Source organism: Bartonella sp. DGB2 (genome assembly GCF_046843095.1).
Classification (GTDB): domain Bacteria; phylum Pseudomonadota; class Alphaproteobacteria; order Rhizobiales; family Rhizobiaceae; genus Bartonella.
The window spans coordinates 545,487-558,230 of the sequence record NZ_CP177325.1 but is presented as its reverse complement, the minus strand read 5'-3'; the positions used below and the strand labels follow the sequence as shown (position 1 = coordinate 558,230).

Annotated in this window: 11 protein-coding genes; 4 read left to right on the top strand and 7 right to left on the bottom strand. The window is 44.3% G+C overall.

Annotated elements, in window-relative coordinates; translation table 11 throughout:
* Positions 1-4: 4 nt before the first annotated feature.
* A complete protein-coding gene (locus ACK28X_RS02935) occupies positions 5-682 on the bottom strand; it encodes a DsbA family protein (RefSeq protein WP_412058276.1) in 678 nt (225 codons plus the stop codon).
* Between the two features lie 105 nt (positions 683-787).
* A complete protein-coding gene (locus ACK28X_RS02930; RefSeq protein WP_412058168.1) occupies positions 788-1,201 on the bottom strand; it encodes a DUF721 domain-containing protein in 414 nt (137 codons plus the stop codon).
* Positions 1,202-1,415: 214 nt separating this feature from the next.
* On the opposite strand from ACK28X_RS02930, the gene mutY reads away from it, so the two are divergent.
* Positions 1,416-2,489 (top strand): A/G-specific adenine glycosylase, encoded by a 1,074-nt coding sequence (gene mutY, locus ACK28X_RS02925; RefSeq protein WP_412058167.1) that lies wholly within the window; start codon positions 1,416-1,418, stop codon positions 2,487-2,489.
* Between the two features lie 14 nt (positions 2,490-2,503).
* Here the strand turns inward: mutY and ACK28X_RS02920 are convergent, their stop codons facing one another.
* Positions 2,504-3,640 carry a site-specific DNA-methyltransferase gene (locus ACK28X_RS02920; protein ID WP_412058166.1) on the bottom strand — a complete coding sequence of 379 codons (1,137 nt, stop codon included), beginning with the start codon at positions 3,638-3,640 and terminating at the stop codon, positions 2,504-2,506.
* Positions 3,641-3,903: 263 nt separating this feature from the next.
* Here ACK28X_RS02920 and ACK28X_RS02915 point away from each other — a divergent pair, with 263 nt between their 5' ends.
* Both ACK28X_RS02915 and ACK28X_RS02910 read left to right on the top strand, forming a co-directional pair.
* Entirely contained in the window at positions 3,904-4,599 is a 696-nt protein-coding gene (locus ACK28X_RS02915; RefSeq protein WP_412058165.1) for an HAD family hydrolase, read from the top strand.
* Positions 4,600-4,644: 45 nt separating this feature from the next.
* Positions 4,645-5,586 carry an MBL fold metallo-hydrolase gene (locus ACK28X_RS02910; protein ID WP_412058164.1) on the top strand — a complete coding sequence of 314 codons (942 nt, stop codon included), beginning with the start codon at positions 4,645-4,647 and terminating at the stop codon, positions 5,584-5,586.
* On the opposite strand, the gene leuA is transcribed toward ACK28X_RS02910, so the two are convergent.
* Positions 5,554-7,299, bottom strand: a complete 1,746-nt coding sequence (gene leuA, locus ACK28X_RS02905; protein WP_412058163.1) for a 2-isopropylmalate synthase — start codon at positions 7,297-7,299, stop codon at positions 5,554-5,556. The genes ACK28X_RS02910 and leuA overlap by 33 nt on opposite strands.
* A gap of 318 nt (positions 7,300-7,617) precedes the next feature.
* The gene (locus ACK28X_RS02900; RefSeq protein ID WP_412058162.1) at positions 7,618-8,004 is read right to left on the bottom strand and encodes a flagellar export protein FliJ; all 387 of its coding nucleotides are present in this window, start codon (positions 8,002-8,004) and stop codon (positions 7,618-7,620) included.
* A gap of 440 nt (positions 8,005-8,444) precedes the next feature.
* Between ACK28X_RS02900 and ctrA the strand changes: the two genes are divergently transcribed.
* Positions 8,445-9,146, top strand: a complete 702-nt coding sequence (ctrA, locus tag ACK28X_RS02895; protein WP_412058161.1) for a response regulator transcription factor CtrA — start codon at positions 8,445-8,447, stop codon at positions 9,144-9,146.
* A gap of 79 nt (positions 9,147-9,225) precedes the next feature.
* Here ctrA and ACK28X_RS02890 read toward each other — a convergent pair whose 3' ends face one another.
* The gene (locus ACK28X_RS02890; RefSeq protein ID WP_412058160.1) at positions 9,226-10,683 is read right to left on the bottom strand and encodes a c-type cytochrome; all 1,458 of its coding nucleotides are present in this window, start codon (positions 10,681-10,683) and stop codon (positions 9,226-9,228) included.
* A 46-nt stretch (positions 10,684-10,729) separates the two neighbouring features.
* Positions 10,730-12,619, bottom strand: a complete 1,890-nt coding sequence (locus ACK28X_RS02885) for an NAD(P)-binding protein (RefSeq protein WP_412058159.1) — start codon at positions 12,617-12,619, stop codon at positions 10,730-10,732.
* Positions 12,620-12,744: the final 125 nt, after the last annotated feature.

Sequence of the window (12,744 nt, the reverse complement as noted above, 5' to 3'; positions counted from 1 at the left end):
GAGCTTACTCAACTAGTGCTTTTTGTGACTCGTTGGAAAGCAGTTTATCAATGATAGCCGACAGATCATCAATGGACAATTCCCCATCATAGCGGTTGCCATTTATAAAGAAACCGGGAACACCTTTAATCCCTAGGTCTTTTCCCTTTTGGAACGAAGCATTTACCTTTTCCAAGAGGGCTTGGTTACTCAAACAGCTGGTAAAAGCCTTATCATCAAGGCCAGCCATCGCCGCAATGCTCTTAAGGGGAGTAAGAGCATCAGGAACAGCGGCCCATTCCATTTGCTTTTGAAACAAGACCTCAATCATTGGAAAATATCGATCTTCTGGCAAACAGCGCGCCAACATAAACCCAGCAGTTGCACGCGGATCGAAAGCAAATTCGCGGAAAATTAAACGCACTTTACCAGTTTTAATGTATTTTTCTCGTAAGAGCGGGAGCGTATGAAGAAAAAAGTCAGCACAATGCGGACAAGTAACGGACGCATATTCCACAATGGTCACAGGGGCGTTTTTATCCCCTTCCGTCATATCTTTTTCAGATTCAGCCGCCATCAGCGTCTTCATATCCACCGTAGCTGTGGGCTGCACCAGTTTCTCAGATGCATAAGCACCCGAAGGCTGGCTAACCAATAAATAAAAAACGGTCGCAAAGGAGAGGGCATATTGCCGCTTGATCATAGAAGCCATACTGATACCTTTTTTACAATAACGTTAATAAGCTCATTGTGGCAAAACCTCCACCAATAAACAAGCTAAGGCCTGCACCTTATTGTAAGTTTTTGATCACTTTTTATTGCTTTCGCTTTCCGTCCTGATGGCACAGCCTAATGTATAAAGAAGCTCACGCATTTTTTCATCTTCAATAGGTTCTACCATTTTAGCTATATCTGGATAATCTTTGATCACCGGCTTTTCAGGCAGCGGCTTAGTCGAGGCGGCGGTTACATATTTTTGTTCAATTTTTATTTTATTGATCGCTTCATAGCCAAAGAACCCGTTCACCCGCTCAATCAATTGCTTTGTTTCGTGCTGCAATTTGACCATAGCAAAGCCTTCACAAACGATGACCAATGTACCAGGCTTAAGGCGTTTATTATCTCCCGCTTGCTTCGGCCAACGAATTTTTATCGGCACGCTTTGGGCTGCCACCTCCTGCCCCACCAATTGCGACCAATAGGATAATAAATCCATATTCATACTGGTACGCTTTAAAAACAGGGGATCTAACAATTGGCTAACAGAGGCAGACAAAGGTTGGAATTGCGGCTTCTTATTGCGGTGGGCTTTCATTATTTTAAACCGCTCATATAGTATTTTTACCAAAGATCTTATAACATAATATAAAGGAAAGAAAAGTCCACCCACCCTCAAAAACCGATCGCCCGACGCCTGTTTTATGGTCAAAGCCCCTATGCACAAAATTTCTACCTCTCTATTGGAATGGTATGATGAACATCATCGCGATTTGCCTTGGCGATTAAGCCCAAAAGCCCAAGCTTCAGGCCAAAAACCTGATCCTTATCGCGTTTGGCTTTCTGAAATTATGCTTCAACAAACGGTTGTAACCACCGTCCAACCCTATTTCAAAAAGTTTCTCACATTCTGGCCCAATATCGAAACGCTAGCGCATGCCACCCAAGAAGAAATTCTCGCAGCTTGGGCTGGTCTTGGTTATTATGCCCGTGGTCGCAACCTGAAAACCTGTGCGCAACAAATCCTTAACCTTTATGGAGGTCAATTCCCGCAAGATGTAGATACGCTAAAAACCTTACCTGGCATTGGTGACTACACCGCCGCGGCCATTGCGGCTATCGCTTTTGACAAACCCGTTGCGGTGGTAGATGCCAATGTTGAACGTGTAATTAGCAGGCTTTTTGCAATCACAACACCGTTGCCAAAAGCCAAAGCAGAAATTCGTTTTTATTGTCAATCGATCACCCCGCAAAAACGACCAGGGGATTTCTCCCAGGCTATGATGGACCTTGGTGCGAAGATCTGTACCCCAAAAAAGCCGCGCTGTAGCCTTTGTCCCCTCCAAAAATTTTGCCGTGTAGGCCCACAAAGTGCCCATCAAGCCCAACCAGAGAATTTCCCTGCTCGCGCGCCCAAAAAACCGCGACCCACTTACCAAGGAGCGGCCTTTATTTTGCTAAATGAAAAAAGCAATATTTATCTTGAAAAACGCCATGAGAAAGGGCTTTTGGGTGGTATGACTCAAATCCCTAACCATTTTGGCCCGACTTATCTAGCAAATCACCAAAGCGATATGGTGCATGCCCCGCTTATAGCCCAATGGCGATTTGTAGGCACTGTGCAGCATGTTTTTACCCATTTTTCCCTACATCTAAACGTCTATAAAACAGAGATAATGCAGACACAAATAGGCAATGGCTGGTGGTGCGCACAAAATGCTCTCGCCCAAGAGGCATTGCCCAGTCTTATGAAAAAAGCAATAAAGGTTGGCTTACCTGAAGCCTTTAATTGAATCTCCTTACCCCACTAGGAAAGAGCTAAGCGCTTTATATCTTCACGCGCACGTGTACGTAACAGATCAATAGGGTAGAGAGTACCGGCTTCTTCATAGTGCCAAAAGGTCCAACCATTGCAGCTTTGCGAACCTTGAGCCTTGCACCCCATGCGGTGGATAGAGCCGGCTTCACCTTCAAACATCAGTGTACCGTCAGCGCGGACAATAGCCGAAACTTGTTTTTTACAATCATATAATACTGTACTTGGACGCAACAAGTTACTTTCAATCAAGCTGCCAAAGGCAATGCGCGGTTCGGCTCTTTTCCCCTGCAACACCACCAATTGCGGTTTATCTAAAGGCTCAACAGCAGCAATACGAGCACTGGCGGCATCAATATATTTCTGCTCACGCTCTACCCCCACGAAGTCACGTCCCAAACGTTTTGCTACAGCCCCCGTAGTGCCAGAGCCAAAAAACGGATCAAGAACCACATCACCTGGCTTTGTAGAAGTCATAATGATACGAGCTAATAAAGCTTCAGGCTTTTGTGTAGGGTGGATTTTATGGCCGCCTTCATCCTTAAGCCGCTCCTTCCCCGTACATATAGGAAAAAGCCAATCAGAGCGCATTTGCACATCTTCATTCGCAGCCTTGAGTGCTTCATAATTAAAAGTATATTTTTTTGCGTTCTGATCGCGTGAAGCCCAGATCAAGGTTTCATGGGCGTTTTGAAAACGGCGCCCACGAAAATTTGGCATTGGATTGGTCTTACGCCAAATAATATCATTAAGCACCCAAAAACCTAAATCCTGTAGGCTTGTACCCACACGAAAAATATTATGGTAGGAACCAATTACCCACAAAGTTCCATTTGGCTTTAAAACGCGCCGGCATGCCAAAAGCCAAGCGCGTGTAAAAGCATCATAAGCAGCAAAACTTTCAAATTGATCCCACTCATCGTCAACCGCATCCACTCGCGATTGATCAGGGCGATGTAAATTACCAGCCAATTGCAGATTATAAGGTGGATCTGCAAAGATCATATCCACCGAATGATTGGGCAACCGCTCAAGTGCGGCCACACAATCGCCCTTCAAAATTTTATTACGGCAATCCTCTGCCGCACTCACAGGTGATATATCCTTTATTTGACGAACAATAGCCATAATACGCAACCAAACCTTATCCAGCTCAAAGCCTTTATCAAGTGCCCATGCTGATTTGGCTTTTATTTACCATCTCGCCAAATCTTCCCCTATATTTATCGAATAGAGTAAATAACTAATTAAAATCGCCTGAATAAACCGCAGCTTAACCAGCAATCTAGCACGATTAAAAAGCCCAGCTAGGAGATTGGCGTTGCATTGTGGTTTGTCTACCTATATCCTTAGGATAACATCCCTTTTCCCTATGGATATGAAAGAGAGCAATGCCAAAGGTTGAGCTTATAATTTTTGATTGCGATGGCGTATTGGTTGATTCTGAGTACCTCGCCGCTAAGATTAGTTCCGAATTATTGACACAGATAGGCTACCCCATCAGCCCTGAAGACTTGGCGGAGCGCTATGCTGGCTTGGTTTTTACTGATATTCTTAAAGCGATTGAGCCCGCTTATGGTAAGCCCATCTCCCTTCAACTAGTCGACCGCGTGGAAGAAGAATTTCGCACCCGTATGCACCATGAATTGCACGCCATAGACGGCATAAGCCAAGCCTTGATATCCATTATGGCGCATTACCCCTATTGCATTTGTTCCAACTCTCAACAACAATCAATCCACACCATGCTACGTATTGTAGGACTTGCCGACCTCTTTACTACAGCGCGCATTTTTTCTGCACCCGAAGTGGGGAGCAAACGTCCCAAACCCGCACCCGATGTCTATCTCTTTGCCGCAAAGCAAATACGAGTACCACCTGCCCATTGTGTAGTGGTAGAAGATTCTGTCTATGGGGTACGTAGCGCTGTAACGGCTGGCATGCGGGTAATTGGCTTTACAGGCGGACGACACAGCTATCCGGGGCATGCAGAAGTCCTCTCTCAAGCAGGAGCAGAGACCACTATTAGCCACCACAAAAATCTATCGCCCACGATCGAAGCCATGGCCGCCTGGCAAAACGTATGAAAAGTCACTCGAAAAGTACATGGACAAAAGTTAGATGAAAGATTTATGTCAAAATGGACGATAACTCACGCCATGCCTATTTCCAATCAAAAAGCTGTCGCCCCCCACTATGGCAAAGCTATCTCCCTCAGACCCCTGATTCAGCGGGTTACCGCTCCAAACCCTTCTCCTTTCACCTATAAAGGAACCAATACCTATATTATCGGCCAAAAGACCCTTGCTGTCATTGATCCAGGCCCTGATAATGATAGCCATTTAACCACCCTTCTAAAAGCGATTAATGGCCGCCCAGTGAGTCATATTTTTGTCACGCATTGTCACCGAGATCATTCCCCTCTAGCAAAACGCCTTGCGGCAAAAAGCGGTGCGCTTATTGTGGCCGAAGGTCCTTATCGACAATCGCTTCCCCACCTTGACCTTCAGAAAGGATTAAGTGAAAGCGTGGAGGCTGACTTTCAACCAGATATCGCTTTGCCGGATAATAGCATCATCGGCAATGATGAATGGAGAATTCGCTGTATCACTACTCCCGGCCATATGGCAAATCACGCCAGCTTCTCACTAGAAGGTCATGGCGTAATTTTCACGGGTGATCATGTTATGGGATGGGCAACCACGGTAGTCGCCCCTCCCGATGGGTGTATGCACGATTATCTTACCTCGCTTGATAAGTTAGCCGTTCACATCCAAAGCGATCAATGTTATTTCCCAGCACACGGGGGGTACGTAGACAACCCACAAAAGCTTATTCGCACCATCAAAGCTCGCCTTAAATCGCGCGAAGAAGCCATTTTATACCAGCTGCAACATGGCAATCATACGATTGCTGCAATCACAACCGCACTTTATCGCCATATTGACCCACGCTTATACAAAGGAGCAAAACTTTTAGTTTTTTCCCATTTGATTGATCTCACAGAACGTAAGGTGGTAGTATGTGAAGGGACGCTTGCGCTAAGCGCAACCTATCGATTTGTTGGCTATTAGGTGATTAGCAGCTGCCAAAATCGCCATCAAAGAGGCAGTCGTAATATTACTATGGATCGCGGCTCCAAAGGCTTTATTTTCTTTGTGAGCGATTTCCATATAACAAATCAAATTAGCATCAGCCCCCTGCTTAAGCGAATGCTCATTATAATCAACAACCCGTAAATCTTCTCCTATATAGGAAGAAAATGCACGAATAAAGCCGTCTATTGCTCCTACCCCCATACTATCAAGGCGGATATTCTTATCTCCATCGCGGATTTCTACACTAACAGCGCGGCAGTTTTTTCCTTCTACAACGGCTGCGGTGTGATAATCAATAAATTGAAAACGCGCCTGCGGCGAAATAAAGTAAGCTTTACAAAATTCCTCATAAATACGGGCGGATGACAGCGTTTTTCCTTCTTTGTCAGCAACTTTTTGAATAATATTACGAAAATCAACTTGAAAACTGCGCGGTATATTCACCCCATAATCTTGACGGAGGACATAAGCGAGACCACCCTTGCCTGATTGTGAATTCACCCGAATTATCGCTTCATAAGAACGACCGACATCTTGAGGGTCAATAGGCAAATATGGAACCTCCCAAAAAGGTGAATTAGCCGTATCGCGCGCCTTCAAACCTTTGTTGATAGCATCTTGGTGAGAGCCAGAAAAAGCCGTATAAACTAATTCCCCCACATAGGGATGTCGCTCGGAAATCCGCAATTGATTTGCGTATTCGTAGATCTCTTTTATTTCTTCAATATTAGAGCAATCTAAGCATGGATCGACCCCTTGCGTAAACATATTCAAAGCAAGCGTAACAATATCAACATTTCCAGTTCTCTCTCCATTACCAAATAATGTACCTTCAACGCGATCAGCACCTGCCATCAAACCAAGCTCTGCCGCTGCAACCCCTGTGCCGCGATCATTATGAGTATGCAAAGAGATAAGGACACTGTCACGCCGGTCAATATTACGGCACATCCATTCAATTTGATCAGCATAAATATTGACGCTAGCCATTTCTACCGTCGAGGGTAAATTAAGGATCATTTTTTTCTCTGGAGTAGGGTTAATCGCCTCAATGACCGCGTTGGAAATTTCGAGTACTACCTCTAATTCAGTACCAGTGAAGCTCTCTGGTGAATATTCAAATCGGTAGTCATTCCCCGCTTTAGCCGCCATGTCCATAACCAGATTAGCTGCATCAACAGCGATTTGTTTGACCCCCGCAACATCTTTGCTGAAAACGACTCGCCGCTGAAGCGTGCTCGTTGAATTATAAAAATGCACAATCGGCTGTCGTGCGCCCTCAAGGGCTTCAAAAGTGCGCGCAATTAAATCGGGACGGCACTGCACCAATACTTGTAAACTTAAATCATCAGGTAGCGTTGCCTTTTCAATGCACCAACGGGCAAAATCAAAATCGGTTTGTGAAGCTGAAGGGAAACCAATTTCAATTTCGGGAAAACCCATCTCTATCAGAAACCGAAACATCCGTTCTTTACGATCTTGCCCCATGGGGTTAATAAGAGCTTGGTTCCCATCCCGTAAATCAACTGAACACCAAATGGGGGCATGGTTAATCATCCGGTTAGGCCATTGCCGATTCTCTAAATGGATAGGAGGATAAGGTTGATATTTTTTAGCCGCCTGTGACATTGTTTTGCGTGGAGCCATACGGGCATGATGAGCAGAAAAAGAAGAGGTATCGCGCTTCATTATAATCGCCTTCTGTTAGAAAAATCAGAAGAGGAGCTTTAGCCGTCCAACCCCAGCTGCTGGGCGCCCCTCAGCGGACCCAGCAGTTAGGCGCAAGGCTAAGAAGAAGCATAAATTGGCAAATCGTCGCAATAGGAGAAAATACAAACATGAAAAGTCACTAAACTTCTAGCTTCGGGACATAGACTCAACTAAATTAGTTAGTACAATATATTTCCTCTTTCTTCAACCATAATAAAATTAGCTATGGTAGAAATCAATACTATAAGCAATAATTTTTATCAGTAACACAATCGCCTCATGTTATCAATAATAAGTTCATCCGATTAAGGAACGGTATTGGACGAAAGCAATTTCATCTTCAGCTAGACTTACCCTCTCTCGTCCTTCTAAGCTTTTAGCACGCTCAAATTCGTTTTCCATGCCTTGAACCATAGCTTCAGCCTGAGTCTTTTGATTTTCTAAATCGCCTAAAGTATTAAGTAAATTTTCTCGCCTCTGCCGCGCCGCGCGCGCTAGCGTTGAATAAGCAAAATGATGCACATCATTATTGCCTGTTTTCTTTTCTTCTATAGCAATTTGCTCCTCAAGCTCGCTAATCATACGATCGACATCCCGCATCATCACATTTAATTGAACGATTTGGCGGCGCTTTTCGCGCAATTGAAACATTTTTGAACGGAAAAGATTGTCACGCGGCTTCATGTTATACTCCTTACGGCATGCTCTTTGGGTGGCAGAGTGGCTCAGTGCTTCATAATAACAAAAAGTCTCTTCCAAGTTTTTACTATAAAAACAAAGCCTTAAAGGCTGGTAAATAAATATGGTTCGCAAGAAAATTCTCATCCTCCATCACAAAAAAATACCTCACATATATACTTAATACTTTCTCCCGCATTTAAAGAAAATTAAGCATACAAACAAAACAAAATGAGAACAAAGGTGCTCTATGAGAAAAATCCCCTGTAAAATATTCATCCTTTTTTAGGACTTGCCAATGAACGAAATATTCTGTTAACCATTTCGGCGTAAAGTTTTAGCAAATTTAAAGCGGGATTACGCCGCACCTTTAGGTGAAGCGCGTACGATAAATGAAACGTAGCAAATGACAGTCAGCCCCTTAATGGGCGGAAAGAGGGATTGAAATGCGCATATTACTAATTGAAGATGATAGGGCAACCGCGCAAAGTATTGAGTTAATGCTTAAATCGGAAAGCTTTAATGTTTATACAACAGATTTAGGTGAAGAAGGCGTTGATCTTGGAAAAATTTATGATTACGATATAATTTTACTTGATTTAAACTTACCAGACATGTCTGGATATGAAGTTTTACGCACCCTGCGTGTGGCAAAAATCAAGACCCCTATCCTCATCCTTTCTGGTATGGGCGGAACAGAAGACAAAGTGCGTGGCTTAGGCTTTGGTGCCGATGATTACATGACCAAACCGTTTCACAAAGATGAATTGGTGGCTCGTATCCATGCCATTGTTCGGCGTTCGCGCGGCCATGCCCAATCATTAATTGTGACGGGCGACCTTATTGTTAACCTTGATACAAAAACCGTGGAGATTGCTGGTCATCCCGTCCATCTTACTGGAAAAGAATATCAAATGTTGGAGCTTCTTGCCCTGCGCAAAGGCACAACCCTTACCAAAGAAATGTTTCTTAACCACCTCTATGGCGGTATGGATGAACCAGAATTAAAAATTATTGATGTCTTTATCTGCAAATTGCGTAAAAAGCTTGATGCCATATCGGGCGGAATCAATTATATTGAAACGGTTTGGGGGCGAGGGTACGTCTTGCGTGAACCCCACAGCGAAAGCTTACGTGAGATCGCTTAAAAGACACCTCCACAAAAGTAGCATGAAGCGTAGCCTAAGCCCCTTTTCAAAGGCTTAGGCTGCTTTAAAGTTTGTACAATTATTTTTGCGGCCCTTCTTTACGGATTTTGGCAACTTGGCTTGCCGAAACGCCTGAACTGTCATTGCCCCATGAATAACGAACATAGCTAATGACATCAGCTAACTCTGAAGATGATAAAATATCAGAATAGCTAGGCATCTTATAGGCCAAATATTTACTACTAATCACCGTTTCACCTCCAAAAAGCGTAGTGCGTATCGCATTGCTTTCATCATCAGATACCACGCTTTTATTGCCCGCGAGTTTAGGTATAGCATAGGGAATCCCCATCCCATCCTTACCGTGACAAACGGAACAGTAGTTATCATAAATTTCCTTACCCCTTTGCAGAGGTGTTAATATAGCTTGCTTACCTGGAAGCGAGGTAAGATATGTCACCACCCCTTTCATATCTTGATCGCTGTAATAGCGGGTCGCTTCTTCCACCATATCACGCATGCTTCCTCCCATACTATCGCCATGCATTTTTCCATAACGCAAGGCATCATGCAATTGAGAGGGTGCTTTAACCCCTTTAAAGCGCAAAGGCGGGGCATACCACCCCCCCAGGCTTGCTCCACTGAGATAAACAGGGCTTTTATCATCCATAGCCTTTTCAGCAAAAAGCACATTGCGCGGCGTATGGCAGGCTCCGCAATGGCCAAGCGCTTGAACAATATAAGCCCCGCGATTCCACAAAGCACTTTTTGTAGGATCAGGTGCAAAAGGTTTGTCAGGTACATAGATACCATCCCATATAGCCACAGGCCAACGCATACTAATCAAAAATGGAATACCATTTTTAGGTGGGATAGATCTCACAGGTGCAACGCCACGCATAAAATAAGCATAAAGCGCCTCGATATCATCATCATGCATTTGGCTATAAGAAGGGTAGGGCATTGCCGGGTACAGGCGCGCCCCATCCTTTCGCACCCCTTGACGTACCGCTCGACTAAATTCTTCCAGGCTATAACCGCCTATTCCCGTTTCTTTATCAGGGGTGATATTGGTAGAATAAATCGCCCCAACGGGGCTAACCAGGGGATGCCCCCCCGTGTAGGGGTGGCGCTCATCACTTGTATGACAAACTATACAGCCACTGATACGCGCGAGATACGCCCCCTTAGCTACTAAAGCCTTTTCTTCCTCATTTTCCCCCGCTACTGCTCCTACAGTGGGCACCGGAGATAAAGCAGGCACAGGCCCCATATTTTCATAAACAGGCACCCCTTCCGCCATCGCGGCTGTAAAGCCTATGGCAGAAAGCACTAAAGCAGAAAATACCGAACGAGCAACTACTCGCCAAGCTAATCCTTGGTCAAATAAATCCCTGTCCGCCCTAGGTCTCTGTTTGATAAGGAAGCGCTCAACTTTCTTATCCTCACTACCCTTGAGCCCGCTAGTCGCCAACTGACCAGCGCTCAAAACAAAGCACTGGGATATCTTTTGCGATATTCTTTTCTCTTTCATCATTTTCCTCATTTCCAACCTTAAATAAGCCTTGCATATTGCATTGTGCTTAGCTGGACAAAATTTCATCAACAGCACGCTTGGCTTGATCCATAGCTATATGCGCATAAGGATCCCAACCAGAATCGGAATTGGCAATATGAATATTGCCATGCGGTGCCCGTCCGATATCAGCTAATGCCTCAGCCTCATCTTCATCGTCGGATAAAACACTAACGTCAGCGGAATATCCATGAGGCCAACGATTAACGGTAATAGCAACGATATCCTTCTGATGATCAAAACCCGCATCCCCCAACATATCTTGAAGTTGGGCTCGAATTTCTTCCTCATAGGCTGCAAAGCTTTTGCCTAGGATCTGAGCGCGACCTAACCTTGCTTGTTCAGCCGCATCAATACCACTGCCCGCAAAGGTAGGCACTTGAATCATATGCAAACCAATAGGCTGATCGGGTGACGAGGGATGATGATAACCACCCATGCTAACAGGATAATCTAATTTAACCACGCAATAAGGGGCCGTTGCACAATAGAAATAATGCACACCCAGCTTATCAAAAGCATGCCAATTTTTGATTGCCACCTTTGTATAAACCAAAGGTGATTTCACATTTTTGTGCAAAATTGCCTTTTGCTGCTCGGGTAAAGATGGCACAATTGAAGGTATCATCATATTATACCCCGCCATTATGACCTTATTTGCACTTATTTTTTTCAAATCCTTATTATGGTGAATATAAGTGACCTCTACCTTGCCATTGTCTGTATTCTCTGCATGAACGCAAATGGAATTTAATCTCAACCGCGTATTATTCTCTGCTCGGTCAAGTTGAGAATAATCGAATTTAGCAAGAACAATATCATCCATCCCTGTGCCTTCTGCCACAGATGGAATTAACTTGCGTACCAACAGCCTAGTAAGCGAAGCGTTTCCATCGGGAAAGTGAAAGATATAAGGATCATCTAAGTCAGCCTGCGAGTCTGGATCACGTGGATCAAGCCCCATAGCGTCAAAGCCCAGCAATCCTGATTCATAGCCGTCCATAGCCGATAAACCGTCAATAGAAATTGAATCAAAATCAGAGGTTTTTTGCTGAAAATAGCGCACTCCCATCGGCCCTAACTTCACCTTCTCCAATAAAAATTGTTGGTAGCTGTGGGTGTTAAGATAATTTTCTTTTTCGCTTTTTGTAAGACCTGCCAGATAGTCGACCCCTCCCTCAAATAACTTTATGATCTTTTCACGATCATCTTTATTAAGCGGGAAATCACTCACGAAATCACGATAAGAGCGAGCATTCAGCTTGGAAGGAGGCACATCATCGCTTGGTATACGACTTGGATCGCCAGTAACCACTTTATCCATACCAAAATTTTTACGATCAAAGAAAGTAGCGCGGGACATGCCGCGACCAGGATAAAAATCTACATCAAAATGGCTAGCCAAAACATCAATATCCACTCCTAAATCAGAAAGGATGCTCAATGCATTTTTACTATAAATGCTTTTGGGTGATTGTAGGGATTCACTACCCCCATAAGCCAAAATTAGCCCGTCTTCCGTTTGGAATTCATTACGCTTGGCATGGCCACCAAAATCATCATGATTATCAAGCAATAAAATCCGCTTATTAGGCCCTAGCGCTTTGCGGTAAAGCCAAGCTGCGCTTAAACCGCTAATACCCGCTCCTACAATGATGAGATCATAATCCTCTTCTGATGAGAGTGACGCATAATCAAAATACCGCCCCGCTCGGCCCAAAGCATGGGCGCTTTCAAAAGCGCCAGGGTGAGTACCGCGCAAACCCGTAAGTGCCGGCGGATAATAAAGCGCCTTTTCTCCTAAAACAGGATCAGCGCGAATTTGTTCAAGCGGGGTAAGCCCCGCAATAACAGCTAGAGCGACTCCATTTAAAAAGTCACGACGTGAAATACTCATCTATCCCCCCACACTTTCTACAAAAAAGATTTGGTTGACCATAACATTAACCCTATTATCGCTTTTGCTGGTATGCGTTTACCAATTCCACCATCAAAAGCTTCATTTATGTTAATTTTTACAAG